The 23,728-nt window shown below is 31.2% G+C and carries 19 protein-coding genes, 1 tRNA gene and 1 pseudogene; 20 read left to right on the top strand and 1 reads right to left on the bottom strand.

Going from position 1 to position 23,728, the window contains the following annotated elements; all coding sequences use genetic code 11:
* The first annotated feature begins 2 nt into the window (after window positions 1–2).
* The 4 genes from BLT88_RS04805 to BLT88_RS04790 all read left to right on the top strand — a co-directional run bounded on the left by BLT88_RS04805 (window position 3) and on the right by BLT88_RS04790 (window position 4,746).
* Window positions 3–1,193: an acetyl-CoA C-acyltransferase gene (locus tag BLT88_RS04805; RefSeq protein ID WP_091953372.1), complete on the top strand. Its 1,191-nt coding sequence runs from the start codon at window positions 3–5 to the stop codon at window positions 1,191–1,193.
* Window positions 1,194–1,211: 18 nt separating this feature from the next.
* Window positions 1,212–3,020, top strand: coding sequence for an acyl-CoA dehydrogenase family protein (locus tag BLT88_RS04800; RefSeq protein WP_036785081.1), 1,809 nt, complete (start codon window positions 1,212–1,214; stop codon window positions 3,018–3,020).
* A 133-nt stretch (window positions 3,021–3,153) separates the two neighbouring features.
* Window positions 3,154–4,122, top strand: coding sequence for a M28 family peptidase (locus BLT88_RS04795; protein ID WP_091953370.1), 969 nt, complete (start codon window positions 3,154–3,156; stop codon window positions 4,120–4,122).
* Window positions 4,123–4,299: 177 nt separating this feature from the next.
* Entirely contained in the window at window positions 4,300–4,746 is a 447-nt protein-coding gene (locus tag BLT88_RS04790) for a KTSC domain-containing protein (protein ID WP_036785079.1), read from the top strand.
* An 82-nt stretch (window positions 4,747–4,828) separates the two neighbouring features.
* Here the strand turns inward: BLT88_RS04790 and trxB are convergent, their stop codons facing one another.
* Window positions 4,829–5,776, bottom strand: coding sequence for a thioredoxin-disulfide reductase (gene trxB / locus BLT88_RS04785; RefSeq protein ID WP_091953363.1), 948 nt, complete (start codon window positions 5,774–5,776; stop codon window positions 4,829–4,831).
* Window positions 5,777–5,967: 191 nt separating this feature from the next.
* On the opposite strand from trxB, the gene BLT88_RS04780 reads away from it, so the two are divergent.
* The 16 genes and pseudogenes from BLT88_RS04780 (at window position 5,968) to BLT88_RS04705 (ending at window position 23,674) form a co-directional block, all read left to right on the top strand.
* Window positions 5,968–6,042 (top strand) — tRNA-Pro (locus tag BLT88_RS04780).
* Between the two features lie 47 nt (window positions 6,043–6,089).
* Entirely contained in the window at window positions 6,090–6,335 is a 246-nt protein-coding gene (locus tag BLT88_RS14495; protein ID WP_197675653.1) for a GIY-YIG nuclease family protein, read from the top strand.
* A 155-nt stretch (window positions 6,336–6,490) separates the two neighbouring features.
* Window positions 6,491–6,667, top strand: a pseudogene (locus tag BLT88_RS14490) (GIY-YIG nuclease family protein); the annotation flags it as partial.
* A gap of 79 nt (window positions 6,668–6,746) precedes the next feature.
* On the top strand, window positions 6,747–6,998 hold the full coding sequence (locus tag BLT88_RS14485; protein ID WP_091953316.1) for a GIY-YIG nuclease family protein: 252 nt from the start codon (window positions 6,747–6,749) through the stop codon (window positions 6,996–6,998).
* Between the two features lie 388 nt (window positions 6,999–7,386).
* Window positions 7,387–11,382 (top strand): two-component regulator propeller domain-containing protein, encoded by a 3,996-nt coding sequence (locus BLT88_RS04760; protein WP_091953362.1) that lies wholly within the window; start codon window positions 7,387–7,389, stop codon window positions 11,380–11,382.
* A gap of 209 nt (window positions 11,383–11,591) precedes the next feature.
* Window positions 11,592–14,549, top strand: coding sequence for a TonB-dependent receptor (locus BLT88_RS04755; protein WP_091953360.1), 2,958 nt, complete (start codon window positions 11,592–11,594; stop codon window positions 14,547–14,549).
* Window positions 14,550–14,568: 19 nt separating this feature from the next.
* Entirely contained in the window at window positions 14,569–16,131 is a 1,563-nt protein-coding gene (locus BLT88_RS04750; protein ID WP_091953359.1) for a RagB/SusD family nutrient uptake outer membrane protein, read from the top strand.
* Window positions 16,132–16,160: 29 nt separating this feature from the next.
* Window positions 16,161–16,994, top strand: coding sequence for a SusE domain-containing protein (locus tag BLT88_RS04745; RefSeq protein ID WP_091953357.1), 834 nt, complete (start codon window positions 16,161–16,163; stop codon window positions 16,992–16,994).
* 26 nt (window positions 16,995–17,020) lie between these two features.
* Window positions 17,021–17,767: a GDSL-type esterase/lipase family protein gene (locus BLT88_RS04740; protein WP_091953356.1), complete on the top strand. Its 747-nt coding sequence runs from the start codon at window positions 17,021–17,023 to the stop codon at window positions 17,765–17,767.
* Between the two features lie 3 nt (window positions 17,768–17,770).
* Window positions 17,771–18,991 carry a glycosyl hydrolase 53 family protein gene (locus tag BLT88_RS04735; RefSeq protein ID WP_091953354.1) on the top strand — a complete coding sequence of 407 codons (1,221 nt, stop codon included), beginning with the start codon at window positions 17,771–17,773 and terminating at the stop codon, window positions 18,989–18,991.
* Window positions 18,992–19,070: 79 nt separating this feature from the next.
* Window positions 19,071–20,108, top strand: coding sequence for a T9SS type A sorting domain-containing protein (locus tag BLT88_RS04730; RefSeq protein ID WP_091953353.1), 1,038 nt, complete (start codon window positions 19,071–19,073; stop codon window positions 20,106–20,108).
* Window positions 20,109–20,112: 4 nt separating this feature from the next.
* Complete coding sequence (locus BLT88_RS04725) at window positions 20,113–22,041, top strand: T9SS type A sorting domain-containing protein (protein WP_091953351.1); 1,929 nt, start codon at window positions 20,113–20,115, stop codon at window positions 22,039–22,041.
* Window positions 22,042–22,065: 24 nt separating this feature from the next.
* A complete protein-coding gene (locus BLT88_RS04720) occupies window positions 22,066–22,245 on the top strand; it encodes a hypothetical protein (protein ID WP_091953350.1) in 180 nt (59 codons plus the stop codon).
* Window positions 22,246–22,251: 6 nt separating this feature from the next.
* Complete coding sequence (locus tag BLT88_RS14480; RefSeq protein WP_091955651.1) at window positions 22,252–22,413, top strand: RteC domain-containing protein; 162 nt, start codon at window positions 22,252–22,254, stop codon at window positions 22,411–22,413.
* A gap of 255 nt (window positions 22,414–22,668) precedes the next feature.
* Window positions 22,669–22,947, top strand: coding sequence for a helix-turn-helix domain-containing protein (locus BLT88_RS04710; RefSeq protein ID WP_091953348.1), 279 nt, complete (start codon window positions 22,669–22,671; stop codon window positions 22,945–22,947).
* A 40-nt stretch (window positions 22,948–22,987) separates the two neighbouring features.
* Entirely contained in the window at window positions 22,988–23,674 is a 687-nt protein-coding gene (locus BLT88_RS04705; RefSeq protein ID WP_091953347.1) for a hypothetical protein, read from the top strand.
* The last annotated feature ends 54 nt before the right edge of the window (window positions 23,675–23,728 follow it).

Here is a 23,728-nt window from a genome sequence, read left to right as displayed (position 1 = left end):
AGATGAAAACAGCATATATAGTACAAGGATATAGAACAGCCGTAACAAAATCTAAAAGAGGCGCATTCAGGTTTAAAAGAGCTGATGAGTTGGCTGCTGAAACCATTGAATATTTAATGGAGAATTTACCAGAATTCGATAAAAAAAGAATTGATGATGTAATCGTCGGTAATGCCATGCCAGAGGGCTCTCAGGGTTTAAATATGGCTCGTTTAATATCTCTAATGGGATTAAAAATTGAAGAAGTACCAGGTGTAACCGTAAATCGTTTTTGTTCTTCAGGATTGGAAACTATTGGTATGGCCGTTGCAAAAATTCAATCTGGTATGGCCGAATGTATCATTGCAGGTGGTGCTGAAAGTATGAGTTCTGTGCCAATGACAGGTTTTAAACCAGAATTAAACTACGATACAGTAGCTGCTGGGCATGCAGATTACTACTGGGGAATGGGAAACACTGCTGAAGCCGTTGCTGACCAATATAATATCTCTCGTAAAGATCAGGATGAGTTTGCATTAAATTCTCATTTAAAAGCATTAAAAGCACAAGAAGAAAATCGTTTTCAAGACCAAATAGTTCCTATTGAAGTTGAAGAGACGTATGTGAATGAAAAAGGTAAAAAAGCGACAAGAAAATATACTGTAACCAAAGATGAAGGACCAAGAAAAGGATCTAACCTTGCTGGCCTGGAGCGTTTGCGTCCTGTTTTTGCAACCAATGGAAGTGTTACTGCTGGTAATTCATCACAAACAAGTGATGGTGCAGCTTTTGTAATGGTCATGAGCGAAGACATGGTAAAGGAATTAAATATAAAGCCAATCGCAAGAATGGTAAGTTACGCTGCTGCTGGTGTACCTCCACGAATTATGGGGATAGGACCTGTAGCTGCAATTCCTAAAGCATTAAAACAAGCAGGCTTAAAACAAGAAGATATAAGCTTAATAGAATTAAATGAAGCATTTGCTTCGCAATCTTTAGCGGTAATTCGTGAATTAGGATTAGATGCAGACATTATTAATGTAAATGGTGGTGCCATTGCACTCGGTCATCCTCTAGGTTGTACAGGTGCGAAATTGTCCGTTCAATTATTCGATGAAATGCGTAAGCGAAATATGCAAGGAAAATACGGAATGGTTACCATGTGCGTTGGAACAGGACAAGGTGCTGCTGGTATATTTGAATTTTTAAACTAACTCCTAAAATAATATAAAATGGAAACAACAAATAAAGAAATTTTAAGAGGAGGTCAATTCCTTGTAAAAGAAACAAACTGTGAAGATATATTTACTCCTGAAGATTTTTCAGAAGAGCAAATTATGATGAAAGATGCAGTGAAAGAATTCACTGATCGCGAAATTGTTGCGCATAGAGATCGTTTTGAAGCGAAAGATTATGCATTGACAGAAGAAGTAATGAAAAAAGCCGGTGAACTTGGTTTTTTAGGTGTTGCTGTTCCGGAAGAATATGGAGGAATGGGAATGGGTTTTGTATCAACGATGATTACCTGTGAATATATTTCTAGTGGAAATGGTTCTTTGAGCACAGCCTTTGGTGCGCATACAGGAATTGGCACCATGCCAATTACTTTATATGGTACGGAAGAGCAAAAACAAAAATATGTACCAAAATTAGCTTCTGGTGAATGGATGGGCGCTTATTGTTTAACTGAACCAGGTGCAGGGTCTGATGCAAATTCAGGAAAAACAGTTGCTGAACTTTCTGATGATGGAACCTCTTACAAAATTAACGGACAAAAAATGTGGATTTCAAATGCAGGTTTCTGTAATTTGATGATCGTTTTTGCTCGTATTGAAAATGACAAAAACATTACTGGGTTTATCGTTGAATATGATGCTGCAAACTCAAATGGAATTACCTTGGGTGAAGAAGAGCATAAATTAGGAATTCGTGCTTCCTCTACAAGACAGGTGTTTTTTAATGACACTGTTGTTCCTGCAGAAAACATGCTGTCTAAAAGAGGCGGTGGTTTTAAAATTGCTGTAAATGCATTGAACGTTGGACGTATTAAATTAGCAGCAGCCTGCATCGACTCTCAAAGAAGAGTTACAGATACTGCTTTACAATATGCAACCGAGCGTAGACAATTTAAAACTCCTATTGCAGATTTTGGAGCTATTAAAGCAAAATTAGCAGAAATGGCCACCAATACATACGCGGGTGAATCTGCAAGTTATAGAGCTGCAAAAAATATTGAAGATAGAATTGAAATGAGAATGGCCGCCGGAAATTCACATCAAGATTCTGAATTAAAAGGAGTTGAAGAATATGCTATTGAATGTTCTATCTTAAAGGTTACTGTTTCTGAAGATGTGCAAGCCTGCGCAGATGAAGGAATTCAAATATTCGGAGGAATGGGGTTCTCTGAAGAAACACCAATGGAAGCCGCTTGGAGAGATGCCAGAATTGCGCGTATTTACGAAGGAACTAATGAGATTAATAGAATGCTTTCTGTAGGTATGTTAATAAAAAAAGCAATGAAAGGTCATGTGGATTTATTAGGTCCAGCGACTGCTGTAGCCGATGAATTGATGGGAATACCTTCTTTTGATACGCCAGATTATTCAGAATTGTTTGCAGAAGAAAAAGAAATGGTTGCTAAATTGAAAAAAGTTTTCCTAATGGTCGCTGGTTCTGCAATTCAAAAATTTGGCCCAGATTTAGATCAACACCAACAATTGTTAATGGCTGCTGCCAATATTCTAAACGAAGTTTATATGGCAGAATCTACAATACTCCGTGCTGAGAAAAATGCAAAACGTTTTGGAGAAAATAAACAAGACGGACAAATTGCCATGGCGAAGTTATATCTATACAATGCTGTAGAAATTGTTGCTAAAAATGGTAAAGAAGGCATTATTTCTTTTGCTGAAGGTGATGAACAACGTATGTTGCTAATGGGATTAAAACGTTTTACGAAATATGCCAATTATCCGAATGTAATCGGTTTACGTAATCAAATTGCAGAAAAATTAAAAGCTGAAAACAAATATTGCTTTTAAGCATATTTAAAAAAAGAATCAAAGTTTTAGAATTTAGTTTTTTATTCAAAGGGATCATTTTAATAAATGGTCCCTTTTTTTTGTATATTTACATATATCATTCCCTTATTTAGTTTATTTAAAAAAGGAAGTTATGAAATCATTTTTCTACTTTATTGCCTCATTCTTGATTTTTGCTGGTGGATGTACTTCATCTGAACCTATTGACATCGATAGTGAAAATCTGTTAAAAACTGTTCAAATCATCTCCCATGACTCCTTAGAAGGAAGAGCTTTTTCCACTCTTGGTAACATTAAAGCTCAAAAAATAATTAACAGGAATTTTACTAAAATTGGTTTACAAACTGGAAAAAACCGACGCTATTTTCAAGAATTTTCATATTCGTTTAAAGGTGAAAAAAGACAAGAAATTTTCCCGATAAAAAAACCAAAAGAGAATTTTTCAAATGTTCCTGACACCACATTAACAGGTAGAAATATTGTTGGAACATTAAAAGGAAAAATCAATAAATCCATAATTATTACGGCTCATTTCGACCATTTAGGCATAAAAAATGGTAATATATACAATGGAGCCGATGACAATGCTTCTGGCGTGGCCGCTTTGTTCACTATTGCTGAATATTTTAAAAAAAATCCTACTAACCATGATTTAATTTTTGCTGCTTTCGATGCAAAAGAATTTGGTTCTTTAGGGGCTGAATATTTTTTAAAAAATTATGAGGACAAAGAAAATATTGTTTTGAATATAAATTTAGATATGATTGCGCATAGTGATTATGATCCAATATTATTTGCTTGCGGATTGCACCATCATCCTAATTTAAGAAAACCTTTAGAAAGAATAAAATCAGATGAAGTCACATTATTATTTGGTCATGATGACCCGTTTAATAGAGATCAAACTGATTGGACTTTTTCATCAGATCACAAAGTTTTTCATAAAGAGAATATTCCATTTATTTATTTTGGCGTAGAAAGTCATAAAGATTATCATAGGCATACAGACAATTATGAGACTATTAATCCTGAATTTTATATTGAAACTGTAAAAATAATTATTCAGGCTATCAAAAACTTTGATGAGTTTTTATTGGACTAAGAATAAAGAGACGGTTCATCTGCACTCTTTCTTTTAAAGTTACTTAGATAGCTCCGCTTCCTTATTATCTGTAAGACACTGATAACCAAAATAACAAATACTTTAATTAAATTTTGACGCATTCATATTTAATCAAATAAATAAGACTAATTTTGCACAAAATTGGAAAACACAGAAATGAAGCGCATAAAAGAATATAAAAAACTATTTAAAATAGAAGGTGCAATTGATTTAAAGGAATTAAAATCTTCTTACAGAAAATTAGTGAAAGAATGGCATCCAGATAAATTTCAAGACGAAATTAAAAAAGAGGAAGCAGAGGTTGTGAGTACTCAAATTATTGATGGTTATCATTTTTTAGTAAGCATCGCTCCAGAAACAAAAGAAGCTAATTTAGATGCATATAAAACTACAATTACCCAATTTCAGGTTGCTGACTGGCATCATAAAAGTATGCTGTTAGAAGTTACTTTTACAGACGGTAATAAATATGAATACTTTGGGGTGAGTAAAATACTTTTCGGGAAGTTTGTCAATGCAAAATCTATGAATAATTTTGGTAAAAGAAATATTTTTAATTCTTTTATATATAGAAAATCAATGAAGGCTTCTGTAGTCGCATAAATACTTTTCTTTAAAAAATAAATGACATAAAAAAAGAGATTACCAAAGGGTAATCTCTTTTTTTATGATATCAGTAAAAATCTTATTCTAAAGCTCCTAAATAACGTTCTGCATCTAAAGCTGCCATACAACCTGTTCCTGCTGCAGTTACAGCTTGCCTGTATTCTTTATCTTGAATGTCTCCAGCAGCAAATACTCCTGGTAAATTTGTCTTTGTAGTTTTTCCTTTGGTAATTAAATAGCCTGTTTCATCCATATCTAAAACGCCCTTAAATAAGTTTGAGTTTGGTGTATGTCCAATAGCTATAAAAACACCAGTAACAGAAATATCGTGTGTTTCCCTCGTTTTGTTATTGATTGCTCTTACCCCCTCTACAACATTTGTTCCAAGAACTTCATCAATTTCTGTATTGTACAAGACTTCTATATTTTCAGTTTTATTTACTCTATGTTGCATTGCTTTCGAAGCTCTCATAAAATCCTTACGAACTAAAATAGTAACTTTTTTACAAATATTTGCTAAGTATGTAGCCTCTTCTGCAGCAGTATCTCCTGCACCAACAACAACTACATCCTGACCTTTGTAGAAAAAACCATCACAAGTAGCACATGCAGAAACACCACCACCAATTAAACGCTGTTCGCTCTCTAAACCTAAATATTTTGCAGTTGCTCCAGTACAAATGATAATTGTTTCTGCCTCTATATGTTTCGTTTCATCCACAATAACTTTATGAATTCCGCCAATTTCAGCACTCATATCTACACTAGTTACCATTCCGAAACGAACATCTGTACCAAATCGCTCTGCTTGTTTCTTTAAATCGTCCATCATTGCTGTTCCATCTGTTCCATCCGCATATCCTGGAAAATTATCAACCTCTGTAGTAGTCGTTAATTGACCTCCCATTTGCATTCCAGTATACATGATTGGTTTCATATCTGCTCTTGCTGCATAAATTGCCGCAGTATATCCTGCCGGACCAGAACCTATAATTAAACATTTAATTTTTTCTATTGTATCTGACATATTTATTTGTAATAATTTTTGAAGCGTAAAAATATAGTTTTTTAATACTTCTATTCACGAATGTTTATAAGTTTTAATAATGAGAAGATAATTAGATTTAATGCAAAAATTGCTCTCAATATTATTTATTAAATTAATTGTTTTTCTTTAAAAAGGATGTATCTTTGCCCCCTTAAATGAGTAATCATTTTCGGGGTGTAGCGTAGCCCGGTCATCGCGCCTCGTTTGGGACGAGGAGGTCGCAGGTTCGAATCCTGCCACCCCGACAAAAAAGCTGAAATCCTAAGATTTTAGCTTTTCTTATTTTATAATAATGTTCACTGTTTATATTCTTTTTTCTAAGCAATTACAAAAGTATTATGTCGGATACTCAAGCAAAAATGCACAAGACAGACTGAAAGAACATCTCTACAATCACAAAGGGTTTACTGCTAAAGCAAAGGATTGGAACATCATTTATAAAATAGAAATGAATTCAAAATCTGAAGCATTAATGCTCGAAAGGAAAATAAAAAAAATAGGTGCTAAAAGATTTTTGAACGAAATCGCGTCACGCTAAAAGCGTGAAGATCGCAGGATTCGAATCCTGCCACCCCGACAAAAAAGCTGAAATCCTAAGATTTTGGCTTTTCTTATTTTATAATAATGTTCACTGTTTATATTCTTTTTTCTAAGCAATTACAAAAGTATTATGTTTGATACTCAAGCAAAAATGCACAAGACAGACTGAAAGAACATCTCTACAATCACAAAGGGTTTACTGCTAGAGCAAAGGATTGGAACATCATTTATAAAATAGAAATGAATTCAAAATCTGAAGCATTAATGCTCGAAAGGAAAATAAAAAAAATAGGTGCTAAAAGATTTTTGAACGAAATCGCGTCACGCTAAAAGCGTGAAGGTCGCAGGTTCGAATCCTGCCAACCCGACAAAAAAGCTGAAATCCTAAGATTTTGGCTTTTCTTATTTTATAATAATATGCACTGTTTATATTCTTTTTTCTAAGCAATTACAAAAGTATTATGTCGGATACTCAAGCAAAAATGCACAAGACAGAGTGAAAGAACATGTCTACAATCACAAAGGGTTTACTGCTAAAGCAAAGGATTGGAACATCATTTATAAAATAGAAATAAATTCAAAATCTGAAGCATTAATGCTTGAAAGGAAAATAAAAAAAATAGGTGCTAAAAGATTTTTGAACGAAATCGCGTCACGCTAAAAGCGTGAAAGTCGCAGGCTCGAATCCTGCCACCCCGTCTATTTTAAACATACAATTTGCATAAAACCTTGATATTCTTATCAAGGTTTTTTAGTTTTAAAAATCCTGCAAACCCCATGGAATTTTAAAGACTAATTACATTATGCTACAAATAGCAAACCAAAAAAAGATCGCCGAATTAAATAAATTTTTATTTCACTAAAAAAGAATTGTTACAGCAATTACAGTAGAAGAAATTAGGCGTATATGCAGTATTTTTATCATAAAACATGGTGCTTTTTAGTATATAATCTCATTTTAACACACCATAAAAATGAATTTGTCTACCTTTAATACTTTCTAAACATTGTACATTTAATTTTTAGTATTCATTTAACCTCTATTTATTTTGACAGTAAAGAAATTTACGCTTTGCATATTATTAGCTGTAATTCATTTTGAATATTACTGTCAAACCCAACCCACTTTCCTAAAAATAGATCAATCTCAAGGATTATCAAGTTCTAGGATAACAGGAATTATAAAAGAAGAAAAAGGTTTTGTTTGGATTGGTACTCAAAATGGCTTGAACAGATACGATGGCTATAACGTAAAAATTTACAATAAACAAAATAGTAACATAGAGTCTAATAATATTTCTAGTCTTTATCTAGATTGTAAAAATAGAATCTGGTTAACTACTTCCGGGGGTGGTTTAAATTTATATGATCGCATAAATGATAAATTTATATCTTACAAAAACTCACAAGAAAAAGAATTTTCTATCATTTCTAACAGAATAAATATTTTAACAGAAAGGGAAGACGGACTTTTTTGGATTGGTACAGAAAAGGGGTTGAGTTTATTTGATCATGATAAGAACATATTTTACAATTTCCCTTTTAAAGAGCAAAATTCTTTAAACATAACCAGCATATACCAAGACAAAAACAACAACTTATGGCTTGGTACTTTTGCTAATGGCTTGTTTTTATTTGATTCAAAAACTAAAAAATTCACAAGTATATCTCAAAATAAAAACCAAATTACAAGTCCTATTAATGCAATTACAAAGCTAAATTCAGATGAAATTTTATTGGGCACCTCTGGTAATGGATTGCTTGTTGTGGATTTAAAAATGCAAAAAATATCTAATTTTTTGAGTCATCATCAACTCTTAAAAGACAAAACTAAAATTACACGTTCTCTTAAGAAAGACAGTAAAGATAATTTATGGATAGGCACAGATGGTTATGGTTTATTAGAAATTCAATACCCTAATAGTAAAGAACCTATTATACGCAATTATACCAATAATGCACAGCTTTACGGCTCTTTATCTGGCAATGCCATTTATGTTATTGCAGAAGATGAAGCTTCTAATATGTGGATAGGAACTGCTTGGAACGGAGTTAGTGTTTTAGATAAAAAAAATAAAACAGGAATCATTTCTAGTGATATAATTGGTAAAAATCCAAGTCCTGTTTTATCAATTTTTCAAAATGATAGAAATATTTATTTGGGGTTAGATGGCAACGGTTTAAACATTTACAATAAGAAAAATAAAAAAGTAAAATACTACACCAATAAAACTCTTGGTGCCAAATACATTCAAAAAATATTCCAGTCTAAAGATAATAATATTTGGTTAGGCACCTTTGGCAATGGGTTAATAAGGTTTAATGATAAAACAAAAGATATTACATCATACAAGAATACATTTTCCAACAACCAATCAATTAGTTTTAATGATGTCAGAGATATTGTAGAAGACGAAAAAAATAATTTATGGATTGCCACTTGGGGTGGTGGTTTAAATTATTTTGATAGAAAAGCAAACACCTTTTCAAGGCAAAATACAGGTATTAACAAAAATATAATCTCTATTTTAAAAGATAAAAACAACATCTGGTTAGCTTCTTATGGCGGTGGTTTGGAGCTTTTTGATATCTATAAAAATAAAGTTATACACTTTAATTACAAAGAAACAGACACTACATCTATAAGCAGTAATAATATTTTTTCACTGCTAAAAGATACAAAAGGGTATTTATGGATAGGCACATCTGGTGCTGGTATCAATAGAATGAACTTAAAAACAAATAAGATACAACGTTTTGAAAATTTTAAAAACATAAAGTACAAAACCATTACATCAATTATAGAAGACGATGATTTTAATATTTGGTTTGGAAGTAAAAAAGGAATCATAAAATATGATTATGAGAACAATACCTTTAAAACTTTTACAAATCTAAAAGGAGATTTTCATATCAACTCTGGTTATAAAGACAAAGCAGGTTTTCTCTATTTTGGAGGCATACATGGTGTTACAAAATTTGACCCTAAGTTGGTAAACAATACCAGTTCACAACCCAAAGTTATAATAAAAAGTTTTAAAATTTTTAACAAAGAAGTAGGTGTTGGTGTCAATGAAATACTAAAAAAAGACATAACCCTAACGAAAGAGATTACTTTAGACTATTTTCATAACGTAATTACCTTTGAATTTGCAGCCCTAAAATTCCCAACCTCAGAAAACTATGAATATTCCATAAAAATGGAAAACTTTGATGAAGATTGGAGAAATATTGGAACCGATAGAACTGCTACCTTTACAAATTTAGCTCCCGGTAATTACACACTAAAAGTAAAAAGTAGAGCATTAAGTGGCAACTGGGGCAATAACTTTACTAGTTTACAAATAAACATTCTAAAGCCTTACTGGCAAACCAATTTGGCATATGCCATTTACGCTATCCTTTTTACAATAGCCATCTATTTGTTTAGAAGATATCTTATTGCATGGGGTAAATTAAAAGCAAGCCTTGAATTAGAAAAAATTAAACTCGAAAAAGACACAGAATTATACAATGCAAAGCAGCAATTCTTTACCAATATTTCTCACGAAATTAGAACACCTGTTACTTTAATCTTAAGTTCTATTAACCGATTGTTTGATACCAATCCTAATAAAGAAAAAGATAAAAGACAAATAAAGGCTTCGCATACCATTAGAAGAAATAGCAATTTATTATTAAGACTAGTAAATGAGTTATTAGATGTTAGAAAACTAGAAACGAATGATGTTGTTTTAAATGTAACAACATCTGATTTTGTTTCATTTACAAGAGAAATTTTTTTATCTTTTGAAGATATCGCTTCAGACAGAGATATAAAATATCGTTTTAAAAGTAACGAGAAAAAAATTCCTTTATGGTTTGATAAAAACCAACTCGAAAAAGTTATTTTTAACTTGCTTTCAAACGCTTTTAAATTTACAGATGATGGTGGATCAATTGATCTTAAGATTGAAACATCATTAAATGAAATTACAATATATGTAAACGATACAGGTATTGGTTTATCTGCAAATGATAAAGAAAAAATATTCAACCGATTTTATCAAGTAAAATATACTCATACACAAAATAACAAAGGTTTTGGTTTAGGCTTGTCTATAGTTAAAGACATTATAGAATTACATAAAGGAAAAATAATTGTAACAAGTCAATTTAAAAAAGGAAGTTCTTTTGAAGTAAGATTATTAAAAGGAAATAAGCATTTTAATTTGAGTATAAATGACGAAAATCCTGAAGAAGAGCAATCAGAAAATTTATTGCAAAAGAAAATTTTAGAAAGGAAAAATAAGCAGGAAACTATTTTAATTGTTGAAGATAATATTGAAATTCAAGAATCTTTAAAAGAAATTTTAGAGGAAGAAAATTACCATATAATTCAGGCATTTAATGGTATTCAAGGCTTAAGATTAGCAGCTACTTCTTTTCCAAATCTCATTATTAGTGATGTTATGATGCCTGAAATGGATGGAATAGAACTATCTAAAAAAATAAAATTAAATACTGCTACAAATCATATTCCTATTATAATATTAACTGCTAAAACAGCAACTAAAGACAAGCTGGAAGGTTTTGAAACGGGTGCAGATGAATATATTACAAAACCTTATGATGAAGATTTCTTAAAAAATAGAATTAAAAATCTTTTAAAAAGTAGAAAGCTTTTAAAACAAAAATTTGTAAATAATGATGTAGTAAATCCTAAAGAAATTGTAGTAAATTCTAAAGATCAGATTTTTTTAGTAAATTTATATAAAGTTTTAGAAGAAAACTTACAAACCAATAACTTAAAAGCACAAGTAATTTCTGAACGTTTAAATATGAGTCATTCTTCTATGTATAAAAAGATAAAGTCGTTAACTGGACTCACTTTTGTAGAATTTATTAGAGATTATAAACTTTCTGTAGCCAAACAATTGATAGAAGAGTTAGGTTATTCGGTTACAGATGCGTGTTATAAAGTTGGTTATTCTGATCGGAAATATTTTAGTAAACTTTTTAAAAACAAGTTTAAGAAAACACCTTCTTTCTTTTTGAAATCTTAACAATATTAAATAAGTTTTTTTCTATTCAAAAATGAGAACTCACCTAAATTATCCTAAATCTATACTATTTTATTACAAATTATCAGTTTTTTATACGCATTGAATGAATTTGACCCCTTTTAACTTTTGTTTTTAGAACGTAATTGCATCATATTAACATCTAGGCCAAAAGATAGCTTTTAGTAATCAATTAAAAAATATTAATAATTATGATGATTTTTTATCGTCCAAAGAAAGTAGAAACGTTTAAAAAAATACTATGTGTTTTCTTATTTTTTTTCTCTATGGTAATAAATGCCCAAAACATTAATGTTAAAGGACAAATTATAGATAATAAAACAAAAGAGCCTCTTCCTGGAGTAAGTATTCTTATTAAAGGAACAAAAATAGGGGTAACTTCAGAATTTGATGGAACTTATTCGATTAAATCAGAAAAAGAAGCTGTTTTGGTATTTTCTTATTTAGGATATACAACAAAAGAAGTAAAAGTTACTGCAACCACTCTAAATGTAATACTAGAAGAATCTGCAGAAAGTTTAGATGAAATTGTACTTATTGGTTATGGTTCTTCTAAAAAGAAAGATTTAACGGGTTCTGTAGCTTCTATAAGTGCTAAAGATTTTCAGAATGTACCTGTTACAAATGTAGAAGATTTAATTGCAAATAAATTACCTGGTGTTCAGATAACACCGTCAAGTGGTAAACCAGGAGCGGGAAGCTCAATTTTAATTCGAGGTGGATCTTCTTTAAGTGCTACCAACGATCCATTGTTTATTATAGACGGATTGCCTGTTGAAGGAGCGAATGGCGGACCAGGAGTTTTAAGTCAATTAAACCCCAATGATATCGAAAGTTTTTCGGTTTTAAAAGATGCATCAGCTTCTGCTATTTACGGATCAAGAGCTTCTAATGGAGTTGTAATTATCACAACTAAAAAAGGAAGTTTAACTGGTTTTAAAATGAGTGTGTCTTCAAGTACTCGAGTTTCAACAATTTTGAGAAATGCAGATGTTTTAACTGCTGATCAATATAGAACTGTTATACAAGGATTGGGTACTAGCATTACACCAGTTGGTAATGCAAATACAGATTGGCAAGACGAAATCTTTCAACCTGCATTTACTCAAGAGCATAATATTAGTATGAGTGGAGCAATAAAGTCACTACCTTATCGTGTATCCGTAGGTTTTTTGAATCAAGATGGAAATTTAAAAACGGGCAATTACAAAAGAACTACAGCATTATTAAATTTAAGTCCAAAGTTTTTTGATAATCATTTAAAAGTGAATTTAAATTTAAAAGGTTCGTTTGAAGATGAACGTATTGCTAATGAAAATGCTATTTGGACAGCAACAGCTTTTGACCCTACTCAACCAGTTCATGTAGAAGACCAAACATATGGTGGCTACTTTCAATACATACAATTTGCAAGTAATCCTGCATTAGGTTTAACCAATCCTGTTAGTATGTTGGAACAGAATAACAAAAGAAATCAAAATTTAAGAAGTATTGGAAATCTGCAGTTAGATTATAAATTTCATTTTTTTCCAGATTTACATGTAAATGTAAATGCCGGTTATGATATTTCTAAAGCAACTTTTAGAGATGCAGTAGAGTCTACCTATTTTCCAAATGACAACTCTGGTGGGTATATCTACTATGCAAGTCCAGCAAGAGAAATTCAAAATGTATTATTTGAATCATATCTTTTTTATAGCAAAGAATTGGAATCTATAAAAAGTAAAATTGATTTTACTGGAGGATATTCTTACAATAATTTTTTAAGAACGAATTATTTTTATCCTACATTCCGTGCAGATACTGGCGCTCAATTTCCTAATAGCGATCCACCATTTCCGTTTGACAAACCAAGTAACGCTATCATCTCTTTTTATGGTCGTTTAAATTATAATTATGATAGCAAATATTTATTAACTGCTTCTATACGTCGCGATGGATCTTCTCGTTTTGCAGAAAATAATCGATGGGGAATCTTTCCATCTGTTGCCTTGGGATGGCGTATAAGCGAAGAAAGTTTTTTGGAAGATAATAGCGTTGTATCAAACTTAAAATTAAGAGCAAGTTATGGGGTTACTGGTCAGCAAGATTTTGATGTAGAGAAAAATCCAGAATACAACTATTATTTTCAACAAGGTTATAATACTGGTTCTTTAAATAATCAATACACTTTTGGAGATACTACATACACTACAATATCACCTCAAGCTTTTAATCCTGATTTAAAATGGGAGCAAACAGCATCATTCAATATTGGTTTAGACTTCGGTTTTATAGACAATAGAATTTCTGGAAGTATAGATGTGTATCAAAAAGATACCAAAGATTTAATAAACTTAACAACGATTCCTTTGGGAGTTAATTTTAACAATCAATTGCTTTTGAATATTGGAACAATGCAAAACAGAGGTGTGGAATTTAATTTGAATGCAATACCTGTTCAAACAGAGAATTTAACTTGGAATTTAAATTTTAATGCAACTTTTAATGAAAATAAAATAACCAAGTTAACAAATGGTAATGATGACGGTGTAGGTTTATTTAGCGATGCAACTTTGGTAAACACGGTTGGTTTCCCAAGAAATACATTCTATTTATACCATCAAGTGTATGATGGAAACGGAATGCCTATAGAAGGTCAAATGCTAGATGTTAATGAAGATGGAAATATCAACGCAGAGGATAGGTATATTACCAACAAGTCTACATTGCCAAAATATTTACTTGGTTTTAGTACAAATCTTCAATACAAAAAGTGGAGTTTTAGCACTTCATTTCATGCCAATTTAGACCATTATCTATATTTTCAACCCTACAATAGCACAGTTGCAATTACAGGTTTTCAAGTATCACAAAATTTAAATCAGCTATATTATGATACGCGATTTAAGTTTAATGACGATGCGCAAAGGTTTAGTGATTTCTATTTGCAAAACGCGTCTTTCCTGAAAATGGATAATCTAAACATTGGGTACAATTTTGGAAAAACATTGCTGAATTCGAAATTAGGCTTAGACTTAAATTTTTCTGTGCAAAATGTATTTGTAATTACAAATTATGATGGGATCGACCCTGAGGCAAGTGGTGGTTATGAAAATGCATACCCAATTCCAAGAATTTATGCACTTGGAGTAAACTTAAATTTTTAAGAATATGAAACGAAATAAAATGGAAAACATCAAAAAAATAAGTAAGAGTAGATTTTTATTAGCAATATTTCTTTTAACAATTTCGATAACTTTTAATTCTTGTACAGAAGATTTAGATAAAACACCGCTAAACGTATTAACAGCAGACAGACAATACAGTGATGTAGAAGGTTACAAACAAAGTCTAGCATCTGTATATTCTAATCTCGCTTATAGTACTTTTTTAAGATTTTATTGGAGTATGCAAGAATATACGACAGATATGGCGGTAAGTACTTGGAATGACGGTGGTGATGGTATTTACCACGAACTGGCTTGGAGCGCAGATTCCCCAGCAATTACAAATGTGTACAATTCTGCTATTAATATGATTACGCTATGTAATAATTTCATAATTGAGTCTTCGGAAGAAAGTTTAAATAAAAGAGGTTTTTCTGGAGTTGAAGCAGAAGAAATAAATCAATTTAAAGCCGAAGCCAGATTTTTAAGAGCCTATTGTTTTTGGATTTTAATGGATGCTTATGGTAATCCGCCTTTTCCAACAGAAGAAACGTTAGGTACAACTTCGCCAAATCAAATTCAACGAGCAGATTTATTTGATTTTATTGAAAAAGAATTAACAGAAATCGAGCCTTTATTAGCAAATGCTAGAACAAATGAAAGAGGAAGACCAGACAAAGCTACTGCTTGGGCATTATTATCTAGAATGTATTTGAATGGAAAAATTTACACAGGAAAAGAATACAATACAGAAGCGATTACTTATGCTTCTAAAATAATAGACGAAGGATATTCTTTAGAAGCAAAATATGAATGGTTAATGTTAGGTGATAATGATTTAAATACCAATGAATTTATTTTCACGATTAATTATGACAATACAAACCAAACTTGGTATTCTACCAACTTTCTAGCTTTGGGGCCAGCTGGAGTTCCGGCATCTATTAACGGAATGTCTGGTAGCTGGCAAGCCTTTAGATTCACGCAACAAGTACCAGCATTATTTCCAACGCCAGATACTTCTATTGACAAACGTGCTCAATTTTATACAACTGGTCAAAGTTTGGAAGTGAATTCGATTACAACAAGTACAGACGGTTATTCTGGATACAAATATAGAAATGTAAAACGGGATGGAACACCAGTTGAACAAAATAATAATTTTGGAAACCTTTCTGATATTGATTTTCCAGTATTTCGTTTGGCTGAAATTTACCTAACCTATGCAGAAGCTGTTTTAAGAGGCGGTTCTGGTGGTGATAACGCAACAGCATTAAGTTATATCAACAAAATTAGAGGAAGAGCTTATGATAATGATCCTTCAAGCACTAACGGAAATATCACCAATGCAGACCTTACGTTAGATTTTATTTTAGATGAAAGAGCCAGAGAATTATACTGGGAAACACATAGAAGAACAGATTTGGTTCGATATAATAAATTAACTACAGCAGATTATTTATGGGCTTGGAAAGGGAATTCTGAATCTGGAAGAGCCGTGGATGATAAGTTTAATTTATTTCCTATTCCTACTTCGGATTTGTTGGCTAACCCAAATTTAAAGCAAATTGATGGTTTCTAAAACGAATAGAAAAAATAAAAAATATCAAAATGAAAACAAAAATAAATAATATGAAAAGTAGGTTAAAAATTACGATATCTTTTATAATTGTTATTGTCACTTTAATTTCATGTACAGATAATAATGATGATTTAACTGCAATAGCACCAACTGATGGTCAGTTATTAATAAACCCAAGTGTTACAGATATTGTATTAACAAAGCCCAATAAAGCTGAAATTGCGATAACATTTAATTGGAATAAACCAAATTATGGTATTGCAACGCCTATATCTTATACGTTAGAAATAGATGACATAGATGGTGATTTTTCAAACCCTGAAACCGAAATTACAGAGAATACTGAATTATCATTAACGCATGCTAAATTAAATGCAATTGCGTTAAGTATGGATTTAGCAACTGATGTTTCTGGACAGTTAAAAGTACGATTAAAATCATCATTAAACTACGGAAGTTTGCCTTCGTATTCGAAAGTAGAAACAATTACAGTAACGCCTTTTTTAGATCTTTTTTATGATCTTCCGTTACCAAATCAATTGTACCTTCAAGGAAATGCAGTGCCTTCAAATTGGGGATATCCAATTCCGGTTGACCAACAAATGACAAAAAACGGAAATACATTTTCTATAATTAGAGAGTTGGCTGGAGGAAAAAATATTGCTTTTTTAAGTAGTAATACAGGTTGGGGAGATCCTGCTTATTTAGGTTTAGTTGCTAATCAACCAACTGAGGGTGGATCTTTCGTGCCAAATATGGCGCCTGATTGGATAGGTAATGGTATCGTTACACCACCAATAACAGGTATTTATAAAGTCGTTATCAATTTTGTTACAGGTAAATATTCAGTGACACCTCAATAAGTAAATTATTTAAAATCAACTCTCTTGTGAATAAAATCTTATTAAAAATAGCTGCTATTTTTTTATTGATACTATCATTATATGCTTGTAAAAATAATGAAGAAGCTAAAAATGTTACAGTAGAAGAAGAAGTTTTAGATACTGTGATACCAGATCTTATGTATCCTGATAGCACATTAGTTATTGCAACGCACTCAGATTGGACAAAAACGCATTATCCAGAAAGAATCCAAGAGTTTAAAGCAAATCCTTTAAAGATAAATGATATTATTTTTTTAGGAAATAGTATCACAGAACAAGGTGGTGACTGGGGATTAAAAGTAAACAATGCTAAAACCAAAAACAGAGGAATTTCAGGCGATACTACAGATGGTGTTTTAGCTCGTTTGGGAGAAATCAATTATGTAAAACCTGAAAAAGTATTTCTTCTGATTGGGATTAACGATTTGTTTAGAGATTATATGACTTCAGAGATGGTTTTTACAAACATCTTAAAAATAGTAAATCAAATTCATGATAATTCATCAGCAACAAAAATATTTGTGCAAACTATTTTACCTACAAATACGGAGTCACTTAAAGAAAAAATAAAAAAAACGAATTTATTACTTAAAAATTCTGAAGACAAAGAGCCTTATGAAATCATAAACTTACATCAAGAATTTGCTACAAAAGATGATTTGATAAAAATGGAATTATCTACAGATGGTGTTCATTTGAATGAGGAAGGCTATAAAGTTTGGGTCAAAAAAATAATCAATTTAATACATTAAAAAATGTTTCAAAAAATTAACATCGTACAAATCATTATTGTTTTAAGCTTATTTTTCCAATATAGTTGTACCGTTGAAAGTGATATTCCTACACCAGTTGAGTTTCCAGAACCAACCTCTGGTGATGTGTTTTATAAAGGTAGTTATATGGCATATGTAACACATCAAGAAACTTACGGAGGAGTCGTTTTTAAAGAAAATGGAGTTCCAAAAGACGCATTCCAAAGTATTGCAGATCATGGAGCAAATATTGCGCGTTTAAGAATCGATAATCCACCATATAAAAGCAGTTATACAGCGGGTTATGCAGATGTAGATTTTGGTTCGCCAGAAAAAGTAAAACTTGAATTACAAAGAGCAAAAAACGCAGGGCTAAAAACCTTGTTAACCTTTGGATATCAGTCAATGGCATTAGAGGATAACCAAAAATTAAACAATTATGTTGCCCCATTAAAATGGCAACCGATAGCGAATGACATCGAAAAATTAAAAGATTCAGTTTATAAACATACAACTAATGTATTAGAAGCATACATTTTAGCAGATTTAACACCAGCGATTGTTGCAATTGGTAATGAAACAAATCAACGTTTTTTAGAACCAAATATGACCGAAGCTGATTTACCAGATTATAGTGTTGTTAGAACAGTAAAACTTTTAAATGCAGGCACTAAAGCAGTAAGAGATTTAAATGCCAAATATGGATTAAATATAAAAATAGCATGCCATATTTTTGAAGCTTCTTATTTAAAAACATGGATGAAAATTCATATTCGAAATGGTTTAGATTTTGACATTTTAGCACTTTCACATTATCACAATTGGCATTCATTAGGAAGTTTTACAAACTGGACAGAAGTTGTTTCTTTTGTAAAAAACACTTACAAAAAAGAATTTCTAATTATGGAAACCGCACAACTTTTTAGAGAAGGTGGTAATGATGATCATGTTAATATTCTGGGACTTGATAATATTCCAGCGGGTTATGACAATCCGCCAACCACAAATACTCAAAAAGAATATTTAAAAGATTTGGCACAAGAACTTTATGATGCTGGAGGTATTGGCGTCATATATTGGGGTGGCGAATGGGTTGGTTCTAACACATTAATTTTTCCAGACCAATATGGTGCAGGTTCTTCATGGGAAAATAAAGCTTTTTGGGATTTTGATTACAATTTGCACGATGGTATCAATTGGATGAATGAAATAATTCAAAATTAAATTCTACTAATTAACTAACAAGAAATAAACTCAATAATAATATTTAAAATTAAATCTAATAATTATAAAACCTTAAATTATGAAAAAACAATTACTTTTTTTCGCATTATGTATCTCAAGTTTTTTGAGCGCACAATCCATTGAATTTACTTCGGCAGAATTAACATCTGCAGAAGTTGGGAGTACAGTTACCGTAAATTATAAATATACAAGTGCTGTTGCTGTACAAATTTATACTGCAATTAATAAATATGATGATATAACATGGTCTGCAAAAATTACTGATGGTTTTTTAGCATCTTCTTCTGCGGGTACAGATATTACTGGTTCTTTTGATCTTGTAATTCCTGCGAATACAGAATTAACAGCAGATTTAACAGGTGCTTTTAATTATAAAATAGTCATTGAAATGAAGACTGAAGATGGTGTTACTTGGTTGGCAGGTGCATATCCTACAACAGAAATTGATTTGGTGGCATCAACAAATACAAATACAGCTTCAATTACAATTACATCTGCAATACCAACCGCAGAAGTTGATAGCAATATTACCGTAAATTATACCTATACAAGTACAGAAGCAGACAGCTATATTTACATTGGTTTAAATCTTTATGATGCTTCTGGAGATTATAATTCATTTATTGTTGGCGGAGATACTGGTGTTGTTAATGGACCAGGTACAGATATAACAGGGTCAATTTCGTTTACAATTCCTGCAAGTACAACATTAACGGCAGATTTAACTACTGATTTTACATACGAATTATCAGTAGAAATGAAAGAAAAAGTAGGTTGGACAGTAATTGCTGACGATTATCCTAAACAAGAAACAGTTTTAGTAGCATCAGGGACTTTAAATACAACTTCTTTTACTGAAGAATTAAATAAAATTAAAGTGTATCCAAATCCAGTTTTGGAAAGTTTAAATATTCAAAATTTAAACAACTTGAATATTTCTACAATTAAAATATCAAACATATTGGGTAAAACCCTGCAAGCTAAAATTTTATCTGATAATAAATCTATAGATGTTTCAAATTTAAATTCTGGGATTTATATACTTACAATTCAATCAGAAAATAAATCCAAAAACATTAAATTCATAAAACAATAAAAAGATGATTCAACGAAAAATAATACTACTTTTCGCTATTGTTTTTATAACAATTGCGAATGCACAATCCATTTCTTTTACTTCTGCTACCTTAACCAAAGGATTAGTTGGAAATACTATTCAAGTAGATTATGAATATACAGTAGGGTCTGCTGGTTATATTTATTGCTCTATTGAAAACCAACAGCAAAATTGGACAGCTATTTCTACCGTTGCAAGTGCAGAATTAAATCCTGCACCTGCAGGAACTAGTGTAACAGGTTCATTTTCTTTAGTTATTCCTACGAGTACAGTTCCTTTTTATAATTTACCAAATGGTTCTGATGGAGTACAAACTGTGTATAGAATTAAAATTACGTTAAGTGATAGTAGTTTTAATTACCTAGATGGTAAATTTCCTGGAGATTGGATACAACTAACAAACTTTGCAAATTTTACAGAAACTACAAATTCAGATTGGGCAACTGCTAGTAATTGGGATGTTGATGTACCAAATGCAACTACAAACGTAACAATTCCAGCAGGTAAAACAGCTGTAATATCATCTTCAACTGGGGCAAATACTAATGACTTAACAGTAAATGCTTCGGGTTCTTTAGCTGTAAATTCTGGCGGTTCTTTACAAGTAGCAGGAACATCAACAGGAAATATGACCTACAATGTAAATGTTGCTGATACGAATTGGCATTTTGTAGCTAGTCCATTTGTTGGAGCACAATATGATAATACTTGGGTAACTAACAATGAAATAGCATCAGGTTCAGTGTCCGCATCAAACAAAGGAATTTCAACTTATGATAACGCAGTTCCAGATGCAACAACAGGACATTGGAGTTATTATCAAGGCGGAACAACAGAAACGTTTGGAACTGGAATTGGTTATGGATTCAAAAAAGATGCGTCTGCATCTGGTTTTAACTATGGATTTACAGGCACAATGCCAACAACAGTAAACTCAGCAATTACACAAGATGATAATAATTGGAATCTGATTGGAAACTCTTATCCTTCTTACATGGATATTACCGCTTTTATAGCTTCAAATGGAATGTCTGGAACTGATCAATTATCTGATACTTTTCAATCAGTTTATGTATGGAATGCAACAAATAGTTTGTACGAGATGCATACAAGTGGTTACCTTCAACCAGGTCAAGCATTTTTTGTAAATTCTAAAGTAAGCTCAGGAACAGTTGCGATTACAACTGCAATGCAAAGTCATCAAACAAGTATTCCTTTTTACAAAACAAGTACAACTACTTTAAACTTATCCGTTTCTAACGGTTCAAGTACTAAAAAAACACAGATTAATTATTTCAATGATAAAACAAATGGCTTAGACCCAGGTTTTGATATTGGTATGTTTAATGGTGTTGTATCAGATTTAAACATCTATACACATTTAGTAGAAAATAATGAAGGTATTGCTTTAGGAAGACAAGCATTGGCTATTTCAGAAATGAAATCTCAAATCATTCCAATAGGATTACAAGCTGAAGCTGGAAAAGAAATTACTTTTTCTATAGAGGCATTAAATTTACCCAGTGGAATTCAAGTATCTTTAGAAGATAGAGACGCAAATACGTTTGCTTCTTTAACAGATAGTGATGTAAAAGTTACTTTAGATGAACATGTTTACGGAACAGGAAAATATTACATCCATCTCTCTAATAGTGTGTTAAGCATAGATAACTCTTTTTTAGAAAGTGTTTCTGTATTTGCATCCAACAATGCAAACTTAAAGGTTATTGGTTTGCCAAGAAAAAGTACATCTTTAAAACTATTTAATCTATTAGGAAAACAAGTCTTTAATACTACTTTTATATCTATTGGTAGTGACAATATTTCATTACCAAAATTATCAAAAGGTGTTTACATTGTTCAAATAGCATCAGAAAATAGGAATTTGAACAAAAAAATAATTTTAGAATAATCAACATTTTAAAAACTAAACATCATGGAAAAAAATAAAATCAATACTGTTAATTCATCTACAGATATAAACAGAAAAGAAGCAATTAAAAAAATAGGAAATTATGGGAAATACGCCGCTTTAACAGCTCTTGGCACCTATTTAATTTTAAATCCTCAAAAGGCACAAGCACAAAGTCCAGAAGATCCAGGTACTGGTTTTTAATTACAAATTGAATTAGTAAATATTTTTTCATCACTCTTTAATATTGAGGTTTCCAATTACTACAAAATATATTCAGATATTAAAAATAGAAGCACAGAAAGAACCAAGTTTCTCAAAAAATTAGCAGAAGATTTTCAAACAAAATTAGAGTATGATGATGGTATCTAAACACGTAACCTCTTCGTAACTACGAAAACAATATTTTCAGGATAGTAAAGTATCATTTCTTACTAAAATGCACCAAAAAACAAGATAATAGTAGTAAAAAAAGTCAAATAAAAACTTTTCGTAGTTACGTACAACTACCGAAATCAATTCAAAAATTCTTCTGAAGTTTGCCAACGAAAGTCAAATCAATAAGAAGAAGTTACTAATAATGTTGGGGGACATTCAGTAGCTTCTTCTTTTAAAAATCGTTTACAAATGCCAACATCAATTATTACTACAGAAGATTTAAGAGAATTCAAAGAAGAATTATTAGAGGACATCAAAGCAATGATAAATCATCAATCTGGCTTTGCTCCTAAAAAATGGCTCAAATCTCCAGAAGTTAGAGATTTATTAAGTATTTCTCCAGGAACTTTACAAAATTTAAGAATCAATGGTACACTACCTTATACTAAAGTTGGTGGTGTTATTTATTACGATTATGAAGAAATTTTAAAAGTAATGGAAGAAAACCGTGTTCATAATAAATTTTGACGCTTGTTTCAGTATCTCATTTTTCAAGTCAAAATATTTTATGCAAAACGTAAACTATATAAAACACTTAAAAGGTGTGTTTATTCAATTCTCTAAAGACAATCGTTTAAATCCAACACATATCAGTTTGTATGTAGCACTATTTCAAATCTGGAATAACAATCGATTTTTAGAAGAATTTTATATCAATCGTGAAGAGGTTATGCGTTTCTCAAAAATTGGTTCTAAATCAACATACCATAAGTGCATTAAAGAATTAAGTCATTGGAAATACATAATTTATTATCCATCACATAATCCGTATAAAGGTAGTAAAATTAAGATGTTCAAATTCGAGACAAGTACTGGACAAGCTTTGGTACACAACAGTACCAATATCGAGACAAGCAGTGGACAAGCACTGGTATCTATAAATAAACATATACAAACTATAGAAAACAATAAAAACATTAATAAACTTGACCAGCCTAAAAATGAAAATGAAGTCATTGTTTTTTTTGAAAAAGAAAAATGGACAACAATTGAAGCTCAAAAATTCTTCAACCATTACCAAGGTATTGGTTGGAAAGTGGGCGGAAAAACAAAAATTGTCAATTGGCAAGCAACAGCTAAAAATTGGATAATAAAAGCAGAAGAAATAAAAAACAAAGAAAACCAAAAATCAGTTAGCCAAAATATGGACAACCTCAAAATCAGTAAAAACAAAAACTATAATGAACCTTTATGAGAATAGGTTTGTGGTACCGAGTATCTATGTGTCAAAATACAAAATGTATAATCT

This window comes from Polaribacter sp. Hel1_33_78 (assembly GCF_900106075.1).
GTDB lineage: Bacteria > Bacteroidota > Bacteroidia > Flavobacteriales > Flavobacteriaceae > Polaribacter.
This window is presented reverse-complemented; position numbering and strand designations above follow the sequence as displayed.